At 67.2% G+C, this 22,388-nt stretch carries 22 protein-coding genes and 2 pseudogenes; 17 read left to right on the forward strand and 7 right to left on the reverse strand.

Annotated elements, in window-relative coordinates; all coding sequences use genetic code 11:
- Window positions 1-108 precede the first annotated feature (108 nt).
- The 8 genes and pseudogenes from gcvPA to LRS12_RS13325 form a co-directional block, all read left to right on the forward strand.
- Window positions 109-1,467: an aminomethyl-transferring glycine dehydrogenase subunit GcvPA gene (gene gcvPA / locus LRS12_RS13290; RefSeq protein ID WP_257844951.1), complete on the forward strand. Its 1,359-nt coding sequence runs from the start codon at window positions 109-111 to the stop codon at window positions 1,465-1,467.
- The gene (gcvPB, locus tag LRS12_RS13295) at window positions 1,464-3,053 is read left to right on the forward strand and encodes an aminomethyl-transferring glycine dehydrogenase subunit GcvPB (RefSeq protein ID WP_257844952.1); all 1,590 of its coding nucleotides are present in this window, start codon (window positions 1,464-1,466) and stop codon (window positions 3,051-3,053) included. The genes gcvPA and gcvPB overlap by 4 nt, the downstream gene beginning before the upstream one ends.
- A 9-nt stretch (window positions 3,054-3,062) precedes the next feature.
- On the forward strand, window positions 3,063-4,193 hold the full coding sequence (locus LRS12_RS13300; protein ID WP_257844953.1) for a DUF4403 family protein: 1,131 nt from the start codon (window positions 3,063-3,065) through the stop codon (window positions 4,191-4,193).
- Complete coding sequence (locus LRS12_RS13305; RefSeq protein ID WP_257844954.1) at window positions 4,190-4,645, forward strand: DUF4403 family protein; 456 nt, start codon at window positions 4,190-4,192, stop codon at window positions 4,643-4,645. The genes LRS12_RS13300 and LRS12_RS13305 overlap by 4 nt, the downstream gene beginning before the upstream one ends.
- Window positions 4,646-4,736: 91 nt before the next feature.
- Window positions 4,737-5,099: a hypothetical protein gene (locus LRS12_RS13310; protein ID WP_257844955.1), complete on the forward strand. Its 363-nt coding sequence runs from the start codon at window positions 4,737-4,739 to the stop codon at window positions 5,097-5,099.
- A gap of 60 nt (window positions 5,100-5,159) precedes the next feature.
- Window positions 5,160-6,284: a serine hydrolase gene (locus LRS12_RS13315; protein ID WP_257844956.1), complete on the forward strand. Its 1,125-nt coding sequence runs from the start codon at window positions 5,160-5,162 to the stop codon at window positions 6,282-6,284.
- Window positions 6,281-6,910, forward strand: coding sequence for a class I SAM-dependent methyltransferase (locus tag LRS12_RS13320; RefSeq protein ID WP_257844957.1), 630 nt, complete (start codon window positions 6,281-6,283; stop codon window positions 6,908-6,910). Before LRS12_RS13315 ends, LRS12_RS13320 begins: the two co-directional genes overlap by 4 nt.
- Window positions 6,907-7,158, forward strand: a pseudogene (locus LRS12_RS13325) (TMEM175 family protein); the annotation flags it as partial. The gene LRS12_RS13320 and the pseudogene LRS12_RS13325, both read left to right, overlap by 4 nt.
- Window positions 7,159-7,446: 288 nt before the next feature.
- Here the strand turns inward: LRS12_RS13325 and LRS12_RS13330 are convergent.
- Entirely contained in the window at window positions 7,447-8,403 is a 957-nt protein-coding gene (locus LRS12_RS13330; protein WP_257844958.1) for a DMT family transporter, read from the reverse strand.
- An 84-nt stretch (window positions 8,404-8,487) separates the two neighbouring features.
- On the opposite strand from LRS12_RS13330, the gene LRS12_RS13335 reads away from it, so the two are divergent.
- The 3 genes from LRS12_RS13335 to LRS12_RS13345 are packed head-to-tail and all read left to right on the forward strand — an operon-like array spanning window position 8,488 to window position 10,923.
- Entirely contained in the window at window positions 8,488-10,020 is a 1,533-nt protein-coding gene (locus LRS12_RS13335; protein WP_257844959.1) for a proline--tRNA ligase, read from the forward strand.
- Between the two features lie 59 nt (window positions 10,021-10,079).
- Entirely contained in the window at window positions 10,080-10,427 is a 348-nt protein-coding gene (locus LRS12_RS13340; RefSeq protein ID WP_257844960.1) for a DUF6152 family protein, read from the forward strand.
- Window positions 10,428-10,437: 10 nt separating this feature from the next.
- Window positions 10,438-10,923: a DUF6644 family protein gene (locus tag LRS12_RS13345; RefSeq protein WP_257844961.1), complete on the forward strand. Its 486-nt coding sequence runs from the start codon at window positions 10,438-10,440 to the stop codon at window positions 10,921-10,923.
- On the opposite strand, the gene glpD is transcribed toward LRS12_RS13345, so the two are convergent.
- Window positions 10,914-12,053, reverse strand: a complete 1,140-nt coding sequence (gene glpD, locus LRS12_RS13350) for a glycerol-3-phosphate dehydrogenase (protein ID WP_257844962.1) — start codon at window positions 12,051-12,053, stop codon at window positions 10,914-10,916. The genes LRS12_RS13345 and glpD overlap by 10 nt on opposite strands.
- Before the next feature lie 69 nt (window positions 12,054-12,122).
- Between glpD and LRS12_RS13355 the strand changes: the two genes are divergently transcribed.
- The 3 genes from LRS12_RS13355 to LRS12_RS13365 are packed head-to-tail and all read left to right on the forward strand — an operon-like array spanning window position 12,123 to window position 15,804.
- Entirely contained in the window at window positions 12,123-13,166 is a 1,044-nt protein-coding gene (locus LRS12_RS13355; protein ID WP_257844963.1) for a hypothetical protein, read from the forward strand.
- A gap of 50 nt (window positions 13,167-13,216) precedes the next feature.
- Entirely contained in the window at window positions 13,217-15,472 is a 2,256-nt protein-coding gene (gene rnr / locus LRS12_RS13360; RefSeq protein WP_257845511.1) for a ribonuclease R, read from the forward strand.
- Entirely contained in the window at window positions 15,472-15,804 is a 333-nt protein-coding gene (locus LRS12_RS13365) for a hypothetical protein (protein WP_257844964.1), read from the forward strand. The genes rnr and LRS12_RS13365 overlap by 1 nt, the downstream gene beginning before the upstream one ends.
- Window positions 15,805-15,806: 2 nt before the next feature.
- Here LRS12_RS13365 and LRS12_RS13370 read toward each other — a convergent pair whose 3' ends face one another.
- On the reverse strand, window positions 15,807-16,973 hold the full coding sequence (locus tag LRS12_RS13370) for a trans-acting enoyl reductase family protein (protein WP_257844965.1): 1,167 nt from the start codon (window positions 16,971-16,973) through the stop codon (window positions 15,807-15,809).
- Between the two features lie 41 nt (window positions 16,974-17,014).
- Window positions 17,015-17,266, reverse strand: coding sequence for a hypothetical protein (locus LRS12_RS13375; protein WP_257844966.1), 252 nt, complete (start codon window positions 17,264-17,266; stop codon window positions 17,015-17,017).
- 20 nt (window positions 17,267-17,286) lie between these two features.
- Here LRS12_RS13375 and LRS12_RS13380 point away from each other — a divergent pair, with 20 nt between their 5' ends.
- Complete coding sequence (locus tag LRS12_RS13380; RefSeq protein ID WP_257844967.1) at window positions 17,287-17,604, forward strand: hypothetical protein; 318 nt, start codon at window positions 17,287-17,289, stop codon at window positions 17,602-17,604.
- Here the strand turns inward: LRS12_RS13380 and LRS12_RS13385 are convergent.
- Window positions 17,601-19,389: pseudogene (locus LRS12_RS13385) on the reverse strand (ABC transporter transmembrane domain-containing protein). The gene LRS12_RS13380 and the pseudogene LRS12_RS13385 sit on opposite strands and share 4 nt — an antisense overlap.
- 150 nt (window positions 19,390-19,539) lie before the next feature.
- On the opposite strand from LRS12_RS13385, the gene LRS12_RS13390 reads away from it, so the two are divergent.
- The gene (locus tag LRS12_RS13390) at window positions 19,540-20,769 is read left to right on the forward strand and encodes a polyhydroxyalkanoate depolymerase (RefSeq protein ID WP_257845512.1); all 1,230 of its coding nucleotides are present in this window, start codon (window positions 19,540-19,542) and stop codon (window positions 20,767-20,769) included.
- Window positions 20,770-20,801: 32 nt separating this feature from the next.
- On the opposite strand, the gene LRS12_RS13395 is transcribed toward LRS12_RS13390, so the two are convergent.
- The gene (locus tag LRS12_RS13395; RefSeq protein ID WP_257844968.1) at window positions 20,802-21,170 is read right to left on the reverse strand and encodes a YkvA family protein; all 369 of its coding nucleotides are present in this window, start codon (window positions 21,168-21,170) and stop codon (window positions 20,802-20,804) included.
- A gap of 31 nt (window positions 21,171-21,201) precedes the next feature.
- Window positions 21,202-21,795 carry a TetR/AcrR family transcriptional regulator gene (locus LRS12_RS13400; RefSeq protein ID WP_257844969.1) on the reverse strand — a complete coding sequence of 198 codons (594 nt, stop codon included), beginning with the start codon at window positions 21,793-21,795 and terminating at the stop codon, window positions 21,202-21,204.
- Between the two features lie 124 nt (window positions 21,796-21,919).
- On the opposite strand from LRS12_RS13400, the gene LRS12_RS13405 reads away from it, so the two are divergent.
- Window positions 21,920-22,366, forward strand: a complete 447-nt coding sequence (locus LRS12_RS13405) for a hypothetical protein (RefSeq protein ID WP_257844970.1) — start codon at window positions 21,920-21,922, stop codon at window positions 22,364-22,366.
- Window positions 22,367-22,388: the final 22 nt, after the last annotated feature.

The following is a 22,388-nucleotide window of genomic DNA, read 5'->3' on the forward strand; positions in this document are numbered from 1 at the left end:
CAGCGAGCCCCGTCACCGCATCCCGAAAGCGCCGCCGGAGGCATCGAGCCTCCGCCGCCGCTGACCCACCCCGGCCCCTCCCTTGCAGGGAGGGGGAGACTGTCTGGAATGCGCTACCTTCCCCTTACCCCGTCCGACCGGCAGGCGATGCTCGCCGCGGTCAATGCCGCGACGATCGACGATCTGTTCGCCGATGTCCCCGAAAGCGCGCGGCTGACCGGGCCGGTCGCGGGGCTGCCGATGCATGCCAGCGAGCTGGCGGTCGAGCGGCACATGTCGAAGCTGGCGGGCAAGAACCTGTCGGCGGGGGCGGCGCCCTTCTTCATCGGGTGCGGGGCGTATCGCCACCATGTGCCGGCGAGCGTCGATCACATCATCCAGCGCGGCGAGTTCCTGACCGCCTATACGCCCTATCAGCCCGAGATCGCGCAGGGCACGCTGCAGGTGATGTTCGAGTTCCAGACCCAGGTCGCGCGCTTGCTGGGCACCGATGTCGCCAATGCGTCGATGTATGACGGATCGACCGCGTGCTGGGAGGCGATCGGCATGGCGCGGCGCATCACCAAGCGCGCCAAGGCGATCCTGTCGGGCGGGCTGCACCCGCATTATGTTTCGGTCGCCAACACCATGGCCAAGTACACCGGCGACACGCTGGTCACCGCGACGCCCGAGCTGACCGCCGAGCCGGATACGGCGAAGCTGATCGACCTGATCGACGACGACACCTCGTGCGTCGTGGTGCAATATCCCGACATTCTCGGTCGCATTTCCGACCTGTCCGACCTTGCCGCGGCGTGCCAGGCGAAGAAGGCGCTGCTGGTTGCGGTGGTGACCGAGCCGGTGGCGCTGGGCGCGATCAAGTCGCCGGGCGAAATGGGCGCGGACATCGTCGTCGGCGAGGGCCAGTCGATCGGCGTCGGGTTGCAGTTCGGCGGCCCCTATGTCGGCCTGTTCGGCTGCAAGGAAAAGTACGTCCGCCAGATGCCGGGGCGGCTGACCGGTGAGACGGTGGATGCCGAGGGCAAGCGCGGCTTCGTGCTGACGCTGTCGACCCGCGAGCAGCATATCCGGCGCGAGAAGGCGACGTCGAACATCTGCACTTCGTCCGTGTTGTGCGCGCTTGCATGGTCGATCCACATGACTCTGCTGGGCGAGGCAGGGCTGCGCAATCTCGCAACCGTGAACCATGTCGGCGCAACGACGGCCGCTGATCGCTTGGCCAAGGTGCCGGGGGTCGAGTTGGTGACGCCGACATTCTTTAATGAGTTCACGCTGGAGCTGAGCAAGGAAGCCCGCCCGGTCGTGCGCGAACTTGCCGACAAGGGCATCCTTGCCGGCGTCTCGCTGGGCCGCCTGTATCCGGGTGAGGACGCGCTGGCCAACGGCCTCGTTGTCGCGGTCACCGAAACCACCACGGCGGAGGACGTCGAGACGCTTGCCGCCGCGCTTGAGGAGGTGCTGGCATGAGCACGATCAACCAGTCTGGCTGGCGCCCCGAAATGAACGCAGTCGAGGGCGAGGCGGCCGCCACCTTTACCGGCAACCGCGCCCTGATGCTTGATGAACCGCTGATCTTCGAGATCGGTTCGCTCAGCACCACGGGTGTCGATTTTGATTTTGAAGCAGGACGCGGTGCTTATCAGGATCGCCTTGGCGGTTTGAATCGCAACAAGGATATCGGTCTCCCCGGCCTGAGCGAACCGGAGGCGGTGCGTCATTACACCCGCCTGTCGCGCCAGAATTACGGGATCGACCTCGGCTTCTTCCCGCTGGGCAGTTGCACGATGAAGCATAATCCGCGCCTCAACGAGCGGATGGCGCGGCTGCCGGGCTTTGCCGACATCCACCCGCTTCAGCCGGTCGATACGGTGCAGGGCGCGCTGGAGGTTATCGATCAGCTGGCGCACTGGCTGGTCACGCTGACCGGGATGAAGGCCGTGGCGATGTCGCCCAAGGCGGGCGCGCATGGCGAGCTGTGCGGCATCCTGGCGATCAAGGCAGCGCTGGAAGCACGGGGCGAGGATCGCCGCGTGGTGCTGGTCCCCGAAAGCGCGCACGGCACCAACCCGGCGACGGCGGCGTTCGCGGGCTTCACGGTCGAGGATATTCCGGCGACTCCGGACGGGCGCGTCGATGTCGCGGCGCTCACAGCGCGGCTGGGGCCGGACGTGGCGGGGGTGATGATCACCAACCCCAATACCTGCGGCCTGTTCGAGCGCGATCTCAAGACAATCAGCGACGCGGTCCATGCCGCCGGCGGGTACGTCTATTGCGACGGCGCAAACTTCAACGCGATCGTCGGCAAGGTGCGCCCCGGCGACCTTGGCGTCGATGCGATGCACATCAACCTGCACAAGACCTTTTCCACCCCGCATGGCGGCGGTGGCCCGGGTTCGGGGCCGGTGGTGCTGTCGGAAGCGCTGGCGCCCTTCGCACCGCTGCCGTTCGTCGAGCAGCAGGATGGCCGCTTCGTGCTGGTCGAAGAGGAAACCGCGGGTGAGCATCACGGCTCCAGCTTTGGCCGCATGGTCTCGTTCCACGGCCAGATGGGCATGTTCACGCGCGCGCTGACCTATATCCTGTCGCACGGCGCGGACGGACTTCGCCAAGTGGCTGAGGACAGCGTCCTCAACGCCAACTATGTCCTGCGCAGTCTGGAGGACGTGCTCGACGCGCCCTTCGCGAATAGCGGGCCGTGCATGCATGAGGCGATCTTCAGCGACCGTGGGCTGGCCGAAGGGTTCTCGACGCTCGACATCGCCAAGGGACTGATCGACGAGGGCTTCCACCCGATGACGGTCTATTTCCCGCTGGTCGTGCATGGCGCGATGCTGGTCGAGCCGACCGAGACCGAGAGCAAGGCGGCGCTGGACCAGTTTATCGGTGCGTTCCGGTCGGTCGCACAGCGCGCCAAGGCGGGCGACGCAGCGCTCAAGACCGCGCCGCACTTCGCGCCGCGCCGTCGCCTCGACGAGACGCTGGCCGCGCGCAAGCCGGTGCTGGTATGGAAGGAACCGGCCCAAGTATCGGGGGCTGCACAGGCGGCCGAATAGCGAGGCACAATGGCGACAGGACGGCGATGGCGGCTGGCAGGGGCGGTCGCCGCGCTCGTCCTGTTGCTGGCCGCTGCGGGCGGGGCATTGTGGTGGTTCCTCGGCGACCGCACCGCGCCGATGGTCAACCCCGCGCCGCCGCAGCTGACCGCTGCAGCCGAGCTGCCGTCGCACGCATCGACGATCGTCGTGCCGATGACCACCAGCCTCGACCTGATCGAGGCGGAGCTGAACCGCGCCGTCCCGGCGACGCTGTGGCAGATCGACCAGCGCGAGGCGAGGTGCATTCCCGGCCAGCGGGTGACGATCTGCCCGGTGCCCAAGCGCGAATGCGTCAATGGCAAGTGCCGCAAGGTCGGGTGCAAGTTCGGGCTGCAGCGGACCAAGGTTACCCCCGACATTGCGTGCCGCATCGTCGGCAATGCGCGGCGCGGGCCGATCCGGCTGAGCGGGAGCGGCGAGACGCTGATGCTGCACATGCCGGTGCGCGCCACGGTGCAGGTGCGCGACCTGGGCGGGGTGATCCGTCAGGAGACCGCGACCGGCGCGGCGGATGTGCGCGCGCGGGTGCGGCTCGACCTCAAGCGCGACTGGTCGCCGACCGCGCGGGTCGAGATCGATTATGGCTGGACCAAGGCGCCCGGGATCGACGTGCTGGGGCGCCGCATCCGCTTTACCGACAAGGCCGATGCGAAGCTGGCCCCGGTGATCGCGGGGCTGGAGCGGCAGCTGCCCGGCATCCTGTCGCGGTTGCACCTGCGCAGCGAACTGGACGCGCTGTGGCGGCAGGGCTTTACGTCGATCGAGCTCAACCGCGACAAGCCGCCGGCGTGGATGCGGGTCACGCCGCAGCGGATGGGCTTTGGCGGGTATCGCGTGCAGGGACGCACGCTGGAGCTGACGCTGGCGGCGGAGGCGCTGACCGAGACGTTTATCGGCGACCGGCCGAGCGATCCCGCCGCGACGGCGCTGCCCGCCGGTGCGGGGCGGATCGGCGACCGGGGGCTGCGCTTCTTCATCCCGGTGCTCGCCGATTATGCGCAGCTGGAGCCGGTGGTCGAGCGCGCGCTGACCAAGCTGGCGCGCAAGGGCGTGAGCTTGAGGGGATCGGGCCGATCGACGCCAAGTTCGGCAAGGTGACGGTCTATGCCACCGATGGCGGTCGGCTGGCGGTGGGGGTGACGGCGCAGGCGGATGCGCGCAACACGCCGTTCGGCGCGGCGCATGGCGTGGTGTGGTTGTGGGGGACGCCGTACAACGACCCGGGGTCGCAGCTGGTGAAGGTCCGCGACCTCAGCATCGCGACCGGGACGGATAGCCGTGCGGTCAATCTGCTGGTGCCTTTGTTCGCCGACGCGCAGGTGCTGGCGACGATCCGCGACGCGCTGAGCCATGATTTCGCGAAGGATTATGCGCGCGTGCTGGCGGCGGCGCGGCGCGCGGTGGCTGAGCGGCGCGAGGGCGATTTCCTGCTGTCGGCGCAGATCCGCCGCGTCACCAACGGCACGATCCGCGCGACCGGGCAGGGGCTGTTCATGCCGGTCGAGGCGGAGGGGGTGGCGCGCATCCGCTATGCCCCGCAGCGGCGCTGAACCGATTTCGTCAGTTTCGCGGGGCGGGGTTTCGCGATAGCCTTGGTGCAATAGGGGCGGGTGCGACCCGTGCCGCTGGGGGAGACGATCGATGCGATCCTTTGCACTGCTGCTCGCGCTGGCCATCGCCGCGCCGGTCACCGCACAAACCCATGATCCGCGCATCTCGCGCGAGGAAGCCGACGCCGACCGGATCGCGGCGCAGCGGATGTACGACCAGCAGAAGCAGCGCGATCAGGCCGAGGCGGATCGCGTCGCCAAGACCAATCTCGACCGCAAGGCCGATTACGACCTCTATGTCGCCCGGCAAAAGGCCGAGCATGAGGCGCGGATGGCGGCGTGGCGCGCGGATGTGGCGCGGCGCGAGGCGGAGGCTGCCCGGGTGCGCGCCGAATGGGAGGCAAAGGTCGCGCGGTGCAAGGCCGGCGACCGTTCGGCCTGCGCGCCGCGCTGACCTCTCCGCTTTGACGCGGAGCCTCAGGGGATTAGCGTCGGGTTTCGAGGGAGAAACCCGATGATTCGCAACGTGCTTCTTGCGCTGGCGGCGTTGAGCCTGCCCGTCCTGGCGCAGGCGCAGCCCGCACCGCGGGACGATGCGGCCAAGATCGCCGAATTTACCGCGGCGGTGAAGGCGTATCGCGCCGAGCATCATGTGCTCAGCCTGTCCTGGGCGATCGCGAAGGGCGACAGGATTATCGCGGCGGAGGGCGTCGGCTGGCAGGACCACGATGCCGAGGAGCCGACCACCGCCGATACCAGCTACCTCGTCGCGTCGATCACCAAGACCTTTTCCGCCGCCACGCTGATCGCGATGGATGCGGACGGGGTGATCGACCTGGACGACCCGTTCACGACGCTGTCGGACTGGAAGGACCGCTGTGCGTGGCTGGTGAAGAGCGGAAACATGTTCGGCGGCGGCAAGACGCTCGCTGATGGATATACGCCGCCGAAGATCGATTGTTCGGCCACGCTGACCTTGCGCGACGTGCTGCAGATGCGCGTGCTGGGCAAGCCGGGGACCAATTTCCTGTACAATCCGATCGTGTTCGGGCGGCTGGCGAACTGGGTCGAGGAGAAGACGGGCAAGCCGTTCGACCAATGGGTGCGGCGGTACGTGATCGACAAGGCGGGGCTGAAGGATATCGCGGCCGGCTGGCGTGATCCCGAGGGCGGGCTGGCGCTGGTCAACCTTGCGCCGCCATTCCGCACCGTCGCGCCCGAGGTGGAGGCCGACCGGTTGCAACCGACGCCGCTGCCCAATCCCGAAATGAATGCATCGAGCGGGATCATCGCGAGCGCGCGCAGCCTGGCGCTTTACTCGATCGCGCTCGATCAGGAACGGATCCTGCCGCGCCGCTTGCTGACCCAGATGTGGACCCCGGCGATCGATCCCGACGGGCGCGAGGCAAGCTATGCCTATGGCTGGTGGACGCAGCGTTGGCGGGGGCAGCGGCTGGTGTGGCATGGCGGCTGGTGGCCCGAAGCCTATGCCGGGCTGTTGCTCAAGGTGCCGGAGAAGAAGCTGACGCTGGTGCTGCAGGGCAATACCGACGGGTTACACTGGGGCAACCGCGTGCAGGTGGCGGAGGTGGAGAAGAGTCCGCTGGCGCTCAAATTCCTGGAGCTGTTCGCGCAATGAGCGATGCGACGCCGTGGATCGTGGCCGAGGATCGCGGCGATGTGCGCAAGCATGCGCCAGCGACGCTGCGCAACCGGGAGGCGATCGCGACGGAGCTGGCGGAGTTGCTGCCGGACGCGGGCAGTGTGCTGGAGGTGGCGAGCGGGAGCGGGGAGCATGCGGCGTTCTTTGCCGGGCGCTTTCCGACGCTGAGCTTCGTGCCGAGCGATCCCGACCCGGATGGGCGCGCGTCGATCGCTTCATGGTGCGCGGGGCTGGCCAATGTCGCGTCGCCGCTGGCGATCGATGCGGCAGCACCGGAGTGGCCAATCGGTGCGGCGGATGCGATCCTGTGCATCAACATGGTGCATATCAGCCCGTGGGCGGCGACGCTGGGGTTGCTCGACGGCGCGGCGCGGTTGTTGCCGGTGGGCGGGCCGTTGATCCTTTATGGACCCTATCGCCGCGCCGATGTGCCGACTGCGCCGTCGAACGAAGCGTTCGATGCCTCGCTCAGGGCACGCGATCCGTGCTGGGGGCTGCGTGACGTTGCCGATGTGACCGGGGCGGCGGCGGCGCGCGGGTTGCGGTTCGACCGGCTGGTCGAGATGCCCGCGAACAATATCCTGCTGGTGTACCGCCGATGACCGAACGCGAGACTGGACGCATCGACAATTTCACCGATGCGGCGTTCGCATTCGCGATCACGCTGATGGTGGTCGGCGCCGGAGGATCGGCGGCAGACGGCGGGACGCTGGAAAGCGCGGTCGCGGCGATCCCCAGTTTCGTCATCGGTTTTGCGATCATGGCGCTGTTCTGGTGGTCGCATGTGCGGTGGCGGCGGCTGCGCGGGGCAGGGGACGGGCGGTCGCTGCTGCTGACGCTGCTGCTGATCTTCACCGTGCTGATCTATGTCGTGCCGCTGCGCGCGATGTCGGTGTCGTTCGCGGCGTTTCTGGCGGGCGATCTTGCCGGGTTTCGCGGGAGTCTGGGGCGGCTGTTCACCGTCTATGGCATGGGGTTCACCGCCATGTCGGCGATCACCGCGCTGCTGTTTCGCGACGTGCTGCGGCGGCAGGACATCGATCTGGAGGAGCGGCGCGAGGCGATCGGGCAGGTCTGGATCTGGTTGATCCTGGCGCTGACCGGGCTGGCGTCAACTGCGCTGGCGATGGTGCGGAGCCTAGCTCCGCTCGCGCCCACCCTTTACGCCACGCTCCCCATCAGCATCGGCATCTTCGCCTGGCGCTTCGACTGGACTGGTACGGCGGGCGAGGCCGAGCCGTTGCTCGCGCCAGGCGATGTAGAGGCCGCTGGCGACGATGATCGGCGCACCGACCCAGGTCCACAGGCCGGGTAGCACGCTGAACAGAATATAGCCGTAGAGCGTCGACCAGATCAGGCTGGAATAATCCATCGGCACCACTGCGGAGACGGGGGCGAAGCGCAATGCCGCGGTGAGCGCGAGCTGTCCCGCGCCGCCGACCAGGCCGATGCCGATCAGCATCGCGAAGGTCTGCCAGTCGTGCATCTGCGCGAAAAAGACATAGCCAATCGCGAGCGGGGGGACCGACAGGGTCGAGAACCAGAAGACTGTGGTGGCGGGACTTTCGGTCTTGCCCATGTGACGCAGCTGGATTGCGATCAGCGCGACGAAGAAGGCGGCGGTCAGCCCCACCAGCGCGCCGGTCAGCGGAATGTGGCCGTCGCCCGGCTGGGTCACGATCAGCACACCGACGAACCCGGCCAGCACCGCGCCCCAGCGCCGCCAGCCGGTCGGTTCCCGCAGAATCAGCGCGCCCAGGATCGTCGCAAAGATCGGTGCGGTGAATGAGAGCGTCGTCGCCTCGGCCAGCGGTAATAGGAGCACCGCGCCGAAATTGAACACCATGCCGGTCAGGCCGATCACGGTGCGGTTGAGATGCAGCCCGAAGCGTTCGGTGCGGATGGAGGCGAGTCCAGCGCCGGCGGCGATCCAGGCGAGGATGAAGGGAATGGCGAACAGCTGACGGAACAGCAGGATCTCGGCGAGGTGTGCGCCGCGCATCTCGACCAGCTTGATCAGCGCGCCCATCGTCGAGAGCATGAGGATGGCGACGAGGCGCAGGCCGAGGCCGGTCAGTACGCGATCACTTTGCACCCGCGAATGCCTAGGGGCGAGGCCGCGCGGGGCAACCCGCGAAGGGGCGTGACGGGTCCCGATTCGCACGCTAATCGCGCTTCCATGATCAAACGCGCACTCAACGTCACCCGCGAAGCGGACTTCGCCGCCTGGTATCAGGCCGTCATCACCGAAGCCGATATGGCCGAGGAGAGCGGCGTGCGTGGGTGCATGGTCATCCGGCCATGGGGCTATGGCATCTGGGAGCGCATCCAGCGGCTGCTCGACGATCGCATCAAGGCGACGGGGCATGACAATTGCTATTTCCCGCTGTTCATCCCGCTGTCCTACTTCGAGAAGGAGGCCGAGCATGTCGACGGGTTCGCCAAGGAAATGGCGGTCGTCACGCATCACCGGCTGATCCAGAAGGACGGGCGGCTGGTGCCCGATCCCGATGCGAAGCTGGAGGAGCCGCTGGTCGTGCGCCCGACGAGCGAGACGGTGATCGGCGCGGCGTTCAGCCGCTGGGTCCAGTCGTGGCGCGACCTGCCCGTCCTCATCAACCAATGGGCCAATGTCGTCCGTTGGGAGATGCGCACGCGCATGTTCCTGCGCACCGCCGAGTTCCTGTGGCAGGAGGGGCATACCGCGCACGCCACGGTCGCCGAAGCGCGCGAAGAGACGATGAAGATGCTGGAGGTCTATCGCAGCTTCGCCGAGGAATGCGTCGCGATGCCGGTGATTGCGGGCGAGAAGCCGGAGAATGAGCGCTTCCCCGGCGCGGTCGCGACCTACAGCATCGAGGCGATGATGCAGGACGGCAAGGCGCTTCAGGCGGGCACGTCGCACTTCCTGGGCACCACCTTCTCGTCGGCGCAGAACATCAAGTTCCAGAATTCGGAAGGCGTGCAGGAGCTGGCGCAGACGACCAGCTGGGGCATGTCGACGCGGATGATCGGCGGGCTGATCATGGTGCATGGCGACGATGACGGCCTGCGCGTGCCGCCGCGCGTCGCACCGTGGCAGATCGTGATCGTGCCGATGCTGCGCGACACCGACGAGGACGCCGCGCTGCTCGATTACTGCAAGGGGTTGCAGGCCGAACTGGCGAAGCTGTCGTCGCTGGGCGAGCCGGTGCGCGCGCTGTGCGACGCGCGTCCCGCCAAGGCCGCGACCAAGCGCTGGGGCTGGGTCAAGAAGGGCGCGCCGGTGGTGATCGAAGTCGGCGGGCGCGACATGGCGGGCGGCAATGTCTCGGTGATCCGCCGCGACCGGTTGTACCGCGAGGACGGCAAGCTCGACAGTGCGGTGGTGGCGAAGGGCGACTTCGTTGCTTCAGCCGCGGCGCTGCTGGAGGAAATCCAGGCCGGGCTGCACGCCGATGCGCGCGCACGGCTGGACGGCAATATCGTGCGCGGGGTCGACAGCTTCGATGCGCTCAAGGCGCATTTCGAAGGGTCGGGAAAATATCCCGGCTGGGTCGAGGTGCAGTGGGCGCGGCCCGAGGGGGCGGAGCTCGACGCGGTGGTCGAGCGGATCAAGGCGCTCAAGCTCACCTTCCGCAACGTGCCGCTCGACGCAGCGCCGGCGGATGGCGCGTGCGTGTTTACCGGCAAGCCGGCGGTCGAGCGGATTCTGGTCGCGCGCGCCTATTGATTTGAACCCTCTCCCGGTTCGTGCGTATGCTATTGCATCCACGATCCGGGAGAACTCGCATGCGTTCACTCACGCTGATCGCCGTCGCCGCGCTGGCCGTTGCGGTGCCGGCGGCCGCGCATCATGGCTGGTCGTCCTATGACGAGGCCAAGCCGCTGACGCTGACCACCAGCTTTACCGAGCTCAATTGGGGTAACCCGCACGGGACTGCGAAGATCAAGTGGAAGGGCAAGAGCTGGGACGTGATCCTGGCACCGGTATCGCGGATGGAAGCGCGCGGGCTGAGCAAAGCCGAGGTCGAGCCGGGCAAGCGCGTCCGCCTGACCGGCTATGCCCGCCGCGACGGCACCGCCGAGATGCGGATCGAGCGGGTCATGGTCGGCAGCAAGACCGTCGAACTGCGCTGAGGCGAGGCGGTTGGAAAGCCTGTTGCTGAGCGCCGCCGCGTGGCTCGATGCAGTGGGAATCGCTGGCTGGGCGCGCGGATCGGCGTTGGTCTATCCGATTGCCAATACGCTGCATTTGCTGGGACTCGTCATGCTGGTCGGCGGGATCGGCGTGGTCGATCTGCGCATCGCCGGGCTGTGGCGCGCACTTCCGATCGCGCCGCTGTCGCGCGCGCTGACCCCCGTGGCGATCGCCGGGCTGGCGGTGATGACTGCGAGCGGCATCGTCCTGTTCGCGGCGGACGGGCGCGCGCTGGCGACGTCCGACATCTTCTTCCGCAAGCTGGTGCTGATCGCTCTGGCACTGGTCAACGCGGTGGCGTTCCGGCTCATCTGGGGCGACCGGGTAGCGGGGTGGTCGGGAGAGGTGCCGACGGCGGCGCGACTGATGGCGGTCGTGTCGCTCCTGCTGTGGCTCGCCGCGGGGACGATGGGACGGTGGATCGCCTATGGCTGAGGAAGCCTCCGGTCGCGTGTGACCGGGCGCGCAGTGTAGCCGAGTTCTGGGGCAAGCTTCGCCATTACGTGCTCGGCGAGCGCGCGGGCGGTGGTGATCTTGCCTCCGAAGACGGACAGGACCGGCGCGCCGCGTAAATCGAGTTCGAGATGATAGTCGCGTGTCACGGTGCGCGCCTCTCCGGCTCCATCGTCGTAAAGCGCACGGATGCCCGACCAGCTGCCGGTGATGTCAGCCGGTCCGATCTGCCGCCTGAAATAGCGATTCGCTGCGGCGCAGAGATAGGCGATCTCGCCCGCGTCGATGCCTGCATCGCCGGGGTGTTGCACCGGCACGTCGGTCGTGCCGATCATCGTCTTGCCCTGCCATGGCGCGGCGAAGACGACGCGGCGGTCGGGTTGCTGCAGGATATAGGCGTGGTCCCCGTCCCAAAGAGCGGGCACGGTGATGTGGCTGCCCTTGACCAGCCGCAGGTCGCTGGCGGTCTCTATGCCGATCGTCTTGAGCAGTTCCAGCACCCACGGCCCCGCGGCGTTGACGAATCCGCGCGCGTTGATCGTGCGCCCGTCGGAGAGAGCGACGTCCCAGCCCATCCCGGTCCGTTGCGCGCCGGTCACTGCGACGCCCGTTGCGACCTCCGCGCCGTTCGCGAGGGCGTCAGCGGCGTTGGCGCGGACCAGCGCGGCATCGTCGACCTGTGCGTCCCAGTAAAGAAATCCGCTGCTGTCGGGTGCCAGCGGGGCGAGGCGGGGATCGTCGCGGCCCAGCACGCGCGATCGGGGGAGCGACGAGCCGAGCCCGAGCAGGTCGTAGAGCCAGAGTCCTGCGCGGATCATCCAGCGGGGGCGGACGGCATGCGCGTGCGGCAGGACGAACGCCATCGGGCGGATCAGATGCGGCGCGGCGGCGAGCATCCGCTCGCGCTCGACCAGAGCTTCACGGACCAGCCGGAACTCATAGGTTTCGAGGTAGCGCAGCCCACCATGGATCAGCTTGCTCGACGCCGAGGAGGTGTGCGCGGCCAGGCTATCGCGCTCGACCAGCAGCACCTTCAGCCCCAGCAGCGCTGCCTCACGCGCAATGGCGCACCCATTGATGCCGCCACCGGCGATGAGAAGGTCATAGGTCATCCCGCAACGTTAGCGGGCAGGTCAGCTTTCGTCGATTGACCGCGCGCGGGGCTGTGCCAGTCTCTTGCGATGCGACTGCTTGCCCTCGCCCTGTTACTCGCGCCGATCCCGGTCTCTGCGGCGCAGACAAGGCCGCCCACCGCCGCCGCGCTCAAGGCGGAAGAGAGCGCCTTGCGCAAACAGATCGCGGCGATCACGCCAGAAGAGGTCGATATGGACCTCGATGCCAATCGCTTCGGCCTTTGGATGCAACTGGCCGAAAACCTCGCGAGGCAGGGCAAGATCGAGGCCGCGATTCGCGTTGCCTATGATGGCGCATACGAGATTCCGACGCGCAGTGCGGATTTCCGGGGTACCTCGCGATACGCGATCCAGGAAGCAGCGCTGTTCGAGGAGCGGGTGCGGGGCCGACCGACCGAACAAAGCACGGCAGCGCTGTGGCAGGCCGGTGCCAGCAGACAGCTAGGCATTAGCCCGGTCGATGCTCAAGGCAGAATCCCCGCCTTTTCGGGATACAACCTTGCCACGATCGAACGGTTTCGCGCCATTGGGCGCCATGCGGAGGCCCATGCGCTCGCGTCGGCGGTAATGGTCGAGCACACCGAGTTCAGATTTCGTTCGGCACGGGGATCGAGTCAGCGCGACGATCTGAAGGGCTTTGGTGTGGCGCGCGTGTCGTTGCTGCGGTTCATCCGGCATTCCTGGGATTTTTCGCAGAAGCTGCGCCCGCAGGACGCGCGCGCGCTCATCGCGGCCGAGGCGCTGCTCGATGGCGGCGATGCGCCGGCTGCCGAAGCGGCCTTTCGCACCTTCCTGAAGGAGCGGCCCGCTTTTCTGGTGCTCACGGCGGTACAATCGCGGGCACGGCGCGGACTGGCGCGCGCGATGGTTGCTCAGGGGCCGGCGAGGTATGATGCGGCAAAGACGGAACTGCGATCCTTGCTCGGCACGCTGATGTGGCAATCGTCGCGCGATGATCCGCGCATGTTGGCCGTTGCCGCCGAGTATCGTGCGCTGCTGATCGCGGGGGCCGGTGGCGATGCGCGCGCTGCAACATATTTCGATCGTGCGCTGGCCGATTTCCGTCTCACCGGGCGGATGCGACCCTTCTAGCAGGGCTGTGCGCTGGCGCGCTGGTGCTGCGCGCACTATATTCGGCGCCAATGGCATATCAGAACAAAGCAAAGACCAAGCCCGCTCCGGGCCTGCCGACACGGCAACAGATTATCGATTTCATCACATCGTCGGACCAGCCCGCAGGCAAGCGCGAGATTGCGCGCGCGTTCGGCCTGTCGGCGCAGGAGAAAATCGCGCTCAAGGCGCTGCTCAAGGACATGAGCGACGAGGGGCTGATCGACGTCGCCCCCGGCCGCGCTTTCCACAAGATGGGCGGCGTGCCCAAGGTGGCCGTGCTGCGCATCGTCGAAGCGGACGGCGATACCGTCTGGGCGGTGCCGGAGCGCTGGGAAGCCGAGGGCATTCCGGTGCCGCGGCTGCGCGTGCGCGAAAAGCGTGGGCCGGGTGGCGCGCTGGGCGTCGGTGACCGCATCCTCGCGCGGACCGAGGAGGCCGGGAAGGGCCTGATCGCGCATCCGATGAAGAAGCTCGCCAAGGGCGATGCGGCGGTGCTGGGTGTCGTCCATGAAGAGGGCGGCCGGCTCTATCTGCAGGGCTTGGACAAGAAGGAGCGTACCAGCCCCGTCATCTCCGACCGCAATGGCGCGGAGCCGGGTGACCTGGTGATGGCGGAGGTTACGGGCAAGGGGCCGCGCCTGTTCGCTAAGGTCAGCGAGATTCTCGGCGATCCCTTCGCGCCGCGCAGCTTTTCGCTGATCGCCATCCACAAGCATGAAATCCCGCACATCTTCTCGGAGGAATTGCTCGCCGAAGCCGAACGGGTGGCGAAGCAGCCCTTGGGGGAGGGGCGCGAGGATCTGAGTCATCTGCCGATCGTCGCGATAGACCCGGCCGATGCGCGCGACCATGACGATGCGGTGTGGGCGACGCCCGACGACGACCCTGCGAACAAGGGCGGGTGGAAGGCGATCGTCGCGATTGCCGATGTCAGCTTCTATGTCCGCCCCGGCTCGCTGCTCGACCGCGAGGCACGCAAGCGGGGGAACAGCGTCTATTTCCCCGACCGCGTCGTGCCGATGCTGCCCGAGGTGCTGTCGGCGGATGTGTGTTCGCTGAAGGAGGGCGTCGAGCGCGCGGCGCTGGCGTGCCACATGCGGATTTCGGCCGATGGCGAGATCAAGGACTGGCGGTTCAGCCGCGCGGTGGTCAAGCTGGCTGCGAACATCGCGTATGAGGATGCGCAGGCGGCGATCGACGGTGCGGAGGAGCACCCGCTGACCGAAACCGCGCTGCGCCCCCTATGGGACTGCTGGGCCGCGCTCAACAAGGCGCGGGCGAAGCGTGAGCCGCTCGACCTCGACCTGCCCGAACGGCGCATCGTGCTCGACGAAAAGGGTCGTATCCTCTCGGTCGCGCCGCGCGAGCGACTGGACGCGCACAAGCTGATCGAGGATTACATGATCGCCGCCAATGTCGCGGCGGCCAAGGCGCTGGAGAAGAAGAAGGCGCCGGTGATGTACCGCATCCACGAGCCGCCGAGCCGCGAGAAGCTGGTCGCGCTCAAGGAGTATCTGAAGACGCTCGATGTGGAGTTCGCACTGGGGCAGGTGATCCGGCCCAAGACGTTCAACCATGTCATCGCGCGGACCAAGGAGGCGGATTATCACGCCGAGGTGATGACCCAAGTGCTGCGGACGCAGACCCAGGCCTATTACGGCCCGCAAAATGCCGGGCATTTCGGGCTGGCGCTGGGCAGCTATGCGCACTTCACCTCACCGATCCGGCGCTATGCCGATCTGGTCGTCCACCGCGCGCTGACCGAAGCGTTCAAGCTGGGGCCGGGCGGCGAGCTGCCCGCCGACAAGGACATGGAGAAGACCGGCGAGCTGATCAGCAAGCTCGAGCGCCGCGCGATGGAGGCCGAGCGCGACACGATCGATCGCTATGTTGCCGCCTATCTGGCGAGCCATGTCGGCGAGGTGCTGGATGCGCGGATCACCGGGGTGCAGTCATTTGGGTTCTTTGCGACCGTCGATGGGATCGGCGGCGACGGGCTGGTTCCCGCGCGCGATCTGGGGCGCGAATATTTCCGCTATGACGAGGCGGGGCAACGACTGGTGGGCGAGGATACCGGCGCGGAGTTCGCGCTGGGCCAGCGGCTGCAGCTGAAGCTGGTCGAGGCGAACCCGGTGTCGGGGGCGCTGCGCTTCGAGCTACCCGACGGCAAGGGTAGCGGGTCCGGCCCGCGTCCTGACGGCGAGCGCCGCAAGTCCGGTCCGCCACGCCCGCTCAAGCGGCGTGGGCGGCCTGCGAACATCAAGCATCAGGGGCGGAAACGCTGATGGCGGTCGTTGAATCGGTCCCGATCACCAAATTCGCGCGCGCGCGGCGGAAGATCGTCGATCATTTTTGCGCGCAGCATGCGGTGACGCCGCTCGACACGATCATTTACACGCCGCCCGCCGAGTTGAAGCCGGTGTTCGACAAGCTGATCGCACAGCGCGTGATCCGCCGTGAAGGGCAGGGCTATTATTGGCTCGATCTGCGCGTGCTCGATGCGGTGATCCTGCACCACCGGCGCAAATATGTGCCGGTGGCGATCGTGGTGGCCGTGCTGCTCGCGATCGTCGCGATGGCCTTCTACACGGATATCCCGATCGGCGCGATTGGCTAGCCTCAGCGAACCCTGAACGTCAGCCCCGCATTGGCCTCCAGCCGCGCCTTCAACGGCTCGGCCATCAGCGCACCGGGGGTCCAGACGCCGCCGTCGCCATCGACGTCGCGGATCAGGCAGAGCGCTGCCTCCGCGATCATCTTCGATGTCGATCCATAGCCCGGGTCACGGTCGCCGGTGACGGTGCAGGTCAGGCGCTCGCCGGTCGGCATTTCAGCGATGAAGTCGATTTCGTAGAAGCCGGCCTCGCGCTCTTCCTTCGACGGTCCCTCGCCGGGGGCAGGCCCCTTGTCGGCGTTCATCGGGTTCATCTTCGAGATCGCCTCCGCCGCCGCCTTGCCGAGTTCGCCCAGCCCCGGCGCGACCATCATCTCGTCATAGCGGAAGTCGCGGCCATAGGGGTGGTGGGCGAGGAAATTGGTGCGGTGGACATTCTTGGTGTTGATCACCGCCATCACGAACGGCGCGACCCAGCCGCCGACCGCGTCGTCATATTCGGGCATCACCCCCTTGGGCTGGTCCGGCCCGGTAAAGCCGGGGGTGAGCGCGAAGGGGTCGAGCAGGATCTTGAAGATCGCGGGGTTCTTTGCCGCCGCCGCGGCGGTTGCCTTGCCGCTGGCGAAGGTGCCGCCGGAGAAGGTGCCCTGCATCTTGCGTACGCGGCCCTTTACGCGCGGGGCGGGCTGGCCCCATTTGGCGATCGCGGCCTGCTCGACGGTCCACACGCCAAGGTCGAAGGGGATCGAATCGAAGCCGCACGACAGGACGATCCGCGCGCCGCTTGCCTTCGCCGCATCGTGGTGGCGAGCGATGACGTCGTGCATCCAGTTGGGCTCGCCGCACAGGTCGACATAGCCGGTGGCGGTCTCGACGCAGGCGGCGACGAGGTCGTTGCCGTAAAGCTGATAGGGGCCGACGGTGGTCAGCACGACCTTGGTCCGGGCAGTCAGGGCGCGCAGCGCGGCGGGATCGTCGGCATTGGCGGTGAGCAAGGGCGTGTCAGCGGGCGCGCCGATCTCGTCGCGCACCGCTTCGAGCTTGGTCAGCGAGCGCCCGGCCATCGCCCAGTTGAGCGATCCGTCGCTGTAATGCTGTGCCAGATACTCGGCGACGAGGCGGCCGGTGAAGCCGGTGGCGCCATAGACGATCAGGTCGAACTCGCGGGTCATCATCCTCTCCGGTCTTTTGGCGACCGTACCGCGCTTTCAAATTATTGGGAAGCCGCGCTCCTGCCGCGCCGCACCTGAGCGTGGCCCTCGGCGAGCAAGAGCAGCACGTCGAGATCAAGACCCGCGCAGACGAACACGGTCAGCGCGATGCAGATCGTTGCGCCGACGCACGCGACGATGCGGTCGAGCGGACGGCACCGGCGATGACCGGGCGGAACAGGTGGAACGGCATGGCGCCCTTTGGCGGAGGCGATGGCGACGCGACCAGAGGCCTTGAAACTGCGGACGTGCACGCCGACTATCCGGCACGGCCATGCTCAACGTCCATTCCCTCTCCGCCAATGGCGCGTCCGACCTGTCACAATTCCGGGTCCAGCGTCACTTTGCCGACCACCGCGCGATCTCTCCCGGCACGGCGATCGAATATGCTCCATCGAGTCCCGCCGAGCGCCAGGCGTTCGACCGTCTGCGCGACATGGGGGTGATCCGCGAGGCGCACCCGGCGCATTACTGGTTCGACCTCGACCGGATCGGGCAGGATCGCAGCCGCGAACGCAACCCGAAGCTTCGGGTCGCGATCGTGCTGGGTGCAGTGCTTGCCTTCGCTGCCTGGTATCTCTCGCGCTATTAGGCGCTTTCGCTGAACTGAAGGCTGGCAAGGCGGGCATAGAGGCCGCCCTTTGCGACCAGTTCGCCGTGTGTGCCGGTCTCGACGATGCGCCCTTCGTCCATCACGATGATCCGCTGCGCCGCGCGGACGGTGGCGAGTCGGTGGGCGATGACGAGCGTCGTGCGCCCCTGCATCAGATGCTCGAGCGCATCCTGCACCAGCCGCTCGCTTTCGGCGTCGAGCGCGCTGGTCGCCTCGTCGAGCAGCAGGATGGGCGCGTCGCGCAGCAATGCGCGGGCGATGGCGATGCGCTGGCGCTGGCCGCCCGACAGGCGCGCGCCGTCTTCACCGAGGAAGGTGTCGAGCCCCTGGGGCAGCTCGCGCAGAAAGTCTGCGGCGTTCGCGGCCTCGGCGGCCTGCCAGATCTGCTCTTCCGTAGCGTCCCAGCGGCCATAACGGAGATTGTCGCGAGCGCTGGCGGCGAAGATCACCGTTTCCTGCGGCACCATCGCCATGCGCGCGCGGACCTGTGCCGGGTCGGCCTTTGGCAGCGGCACGCCATCGACGCGGACTTCGCCCGCTTCCGGGTCGTAGAAGCGCTGGACGAGCTGGAAGAGCGTCGATTTGCCCGCGCCTGACGGGCCGACGACAGCGACGGTCTCACCGGGAGCGACCGACAAAGTGAAGTCGTTCAGCGCCGAAACCTCGGGGCGGGTGGGGTAGCGGAAGGTGACATGATCGAAGTCAATCGCACCCTGTGCCGGTTCGGGGAGCGCGACCGGGTTGGCGGGGGCGGCGATCTCCGGCTCTTCGGCGAGCAGCTCGGCGAGCCGCGCGGCGGCACCCGATGCGCGGAGCAGGTCGCCATAGACCTCGGTCAACGCACCGAACGCACCGGTGACGAGGCCGGCGGTGATGACGAAGGCGGTGATCGACCCGCCCGAGATGCGGCCCTGCGCCACGCCATAGACCGCGTCCCACATGATGAGGGTAATCGCGGTGAACAGCGCGAAGATCACCAGCGCCGTCATCAGCGCACGCGTTGCAAACCGCTTGCGCGCGGTCGAAAAGCCGCGATCGACTGCGTCCTGGAAGCGCGCGCTCTCGCGATTCTCCTGCCCGAACGCCTGGACTATGCGCATCGCGCCCAGCGTTTCCGAGGCGATCGACCCGATATCGGCGACGCGGTCCTGGCTGGTCCGCGAAAAGCGGCGGACGCGCCCGCCCAGCCACATGATCGGCAGCACGATGACCGGGATACCGACCAGCAGATAGGCCGCGATCTTCGGCGCGAGGACGAAGAGGTACAGCGTCCCGCCGATCGCGATCAGCAGGTTGCGGAGCGCCACCGAGACCGTCGTGCCGACGATCTGTTCGACCACGGCGGTGTCTGCGGTCAGGCGGCTGGCGATTTCCGACGGGCGGTTTTCCTCGAACCAGCGCGGGGGGCAGGCGCAGCAGATTGCGGTGCACCGCCGCGCGCATGTCCGCCACCGTGCGTTCGCCCAGCCAGGACACGAAGTAGAAGCGCATCGCGGTGGCGAAGGCGAGGACGATAACGACCAGCAACAACCCCTGGAAATAGCCGCCGATCTGGCTGGGGTCAGAATCGGGGCCGAAGCCCTTGTCCACCACCTCCTTGAAGGTGCGCGGAATCCACAGGGTCGCGCCTGCGGCGAGGAGGAGCGCGACGATCGCCAGCGACAGCTGGAGCGGATAGCGGCGGGTATAGCCCCAGACGATCGTCAGGCTGGACAGCTTGCGCTGCGGCTGTGCGGCGGCGGGGGGCGGTGTCGTTTCGGACATGGCCGCCGCCTAGCCCGAAGCGCAGGACAAGGAAACAGGCTTCGCGGATCGAAAATCCGGTACGTCGCGTTTGCACTGCAGCATGAGCCCGCTATAAACCCAATGAGACCGTTGTCATTGCCCCGTGCGGGGCGGGGATGTTGATTGCCGATGTTGTATAACGCCTATGAACTTCAGCGCTCGATGCTGGCCGGCGCGAGCGCGCTGGCGAATTTCAGCGCGGGCCTGCTCAACAATCCGGCCAATCCCTTTGCCTATTTCGGCGGCGGCCCGATCCTCGCCTCCGCGCTCGAAGTGTTCGCCCATGCCTCTGCACCGCGCGGCAAGCCGGAATTCGGGCTGGATTACACCGAGATCGACGGCAAGCAGATCGCGGTGCGTGAGGAGATCGTGCTCCGCAAACCGTTCGGCCAGCTCAAGCGCTTCGTGCGCGAGGGCGTCGAGGGCGGCCCCATGCTGCTGATCGTCGCGCCGATGAGCGGGCATTTCGCGACGCTGCTGCGCGGCACGGTGCAGCGGATGCTGCCGGTTGCCGATGTCTACATCACCGACTGGCGCGACGCGCGACAGGTGCCGTTGAGCGACGGGCGCTTCGACCTCGATGATTATGTCGATTATCTGGTCGAATTCCTCGCGACGATCGGCGCTGAGGGCGATGCGCGCCCGCATGTACTCGCCGTGTGTCAGCCCTCCGTCCCGGCCTATGCCGCCGTGGCGCTGATGAATGCCGACAAGCACCCCAACACGCCGCGTACGCTGACCATGATGGGCGGGCCGATCGACACGCGCGAGGCGCCGACTGCGGTCAACACGCTGGCGACCGAGCGGCCGCATAGCTGGTTCAAGCAGAATGTGATCGCGACGGTCCCCGGCACCTATCCGGGCGCGGGGCGGACCGTCTATCCGGGCTTCCTTCAGCTCGCCGGCTTCATGACGATGAACCTGGGCAACCACATGATTTCCCACTGGGAAATGTTCAAGCATCTGGTCAAGGGCGATGGCGAGAGCGCCGATTCGACCATGCGCTTCTACGACGAGTATCGCGCGGTGTGCGATATGACGTCGGAATTCTACCTCCAGACGATCGACGTGGTGTTCCAGTCGCACGCGCTGCCCAAGGGCGAGATGATGCATCGCGGTCGCCGGGTCGATCCGGGCGCGATCACCGACACCGCGCTGCTGGCGATCGAGGGTGAGAAGGATGATATTTCAGGGCTGGGCCAGACCAGGGCGGCGCTGACCATTGCGACCAAGCTGCCTGCGAAGATGAAGAAATACCACATGGCCGAGGATGTCGGCCATTATGGGATCTTCAACGGCAGCAAGTGGCGCACCCGCATCGCGCCGGTGCTGGAAGAATGGATGGCGAAGCATAGCTGAGCGGGGCGACGGTTCGCCCGCAGCTTCAGCGCTCAGTCATAGCCGAGCATCAGGAACTCATAGACCACCAAGGCGATCAGCGCCCAGATCGCGATCACGATGGCGATGCCCCATTTGCTGACCGGGCGCTCCGCTGCTGCGGCGGCGGTCGCGCGATGTTCGGCGAGCAGCGCGGCGGGGACCAGCTTCCCGAACAGCCACACCCCTGCCGGGATCAGCAGCGCGTCGTCGACCAGCCCCAACACCGGGATGAAGTCAGGGATCAAGTCAATCGGCGAGAGTGCGTAGGCGGCGACGAGCAGCCCGACCAGCTTCGCGAACAAGGGCGTGCGGGGATCGCGGACGGCGAGCCAGACGGCGTGCGCCTCGATCCGGATGCGGTGCGTGAAGCTCATTCCCATGCGCGCGGCTTTGCCCGACGGCGGGGCGGCGTCAAGCGTCGGGACGCAGCGCGCGGGTGACGAGGTCGACCAGCATGTCGGCATAATGGGTCGGCGGCTCGGGGGTCAGGCCCGTGAGCCAGGAACGGGCGAGCCACTGGCTGGGGCCGAAGACGAGCGCGGCGACGAGTTGCGGGTCGATCGGGCGGAGCCGTCCGGCCATCACGTGCGGCGCGCCCCATGCGATGAAGCGCGTCGTAAACTCGGCGTTGAGCGCCTGAACCGGCTCGGCATGCGCGCGGGTCCAGGTCGAACTGGCGCATTCGATCATGAAATTGTGCCGCTCGGGATGTTCCTGCTGATAGGCGAGCGTGGCGCGGACCGCCGCACCCAGCGCGTCGACGGGGTCGCCGTCATGCGCCTCGACCGCCGCGATGGCATGCTCCCAATAGGCGCGGCGTTCGTCGAGATAGACATGGAGCGCAACGCCGTTCTTCGAGCCGAAATGGTGGAAAATGCTGCCGTTCGAGACGCCCGATGCGTCGCGGATATCCTGGATCGACACCGCCTCCAGCCCGCGTTCGGCGAACAGGCGGGCGGCCGCCTCTAGCACACGGGTTCGGGTTTCACCTGCCTTGGTCGCCATACGCATCTACTCGAAACAGTTCAGACTGGATTAATGCTCTAGAGTACAAGTCTAGCGCAACGCTCCAATCGGCATAGCCGCAGCGCGAGGGCAGGGCAATCACACAGCGACGGGAGACGGGACGATGCGACTGATTATTGTGGGCGCGATGATGGCGATCGCGGTGCCGGCGGCGGGCGGGCAGTTTTTGAAGTTCGACGGGGTGAAGGGTGAATCGCGGGACGACGTCCGCTGCATCGACATCGTTGCCGGCGCAGGTGCCGGGGCCGGCAGCGGTGCGATGAAGCAAGCAAAGCTGACCCCGCGCAAAGCAGGTGGCGGCGGCAATGGCGAGGCGATCCAGGGCGGCCTCGACCGTGACATCATCCGCCGAATTCCGAAGGGCCCTCCGCCCAAACCGCAGGAAGCGCGCGGCGGCGTGCAAGTTGCGGTGGGTGACGTCACCGGCGACGGACGCGCGGACGGCAAGGCCCACAAGATGGACTCGATCACGCTGAAACAGGGCGCGGCGGCTGGCCGACCGAAATATGGCGACATCACGTTGAAGCGCGGCGCTGCGGCGGGTTGCTGAGGCACTCCCAAATATGAAAAGC

Origin of the sequence: Sphingomonas sp. J344 (genome assembly GCF_024700005.1) — a bacterium.
Lineage (GTDB): Bacteria > Pseudomonadota > Alphaproteobacteria > Sphingomonadales > Sphingomonadaceae > Sphingomonas.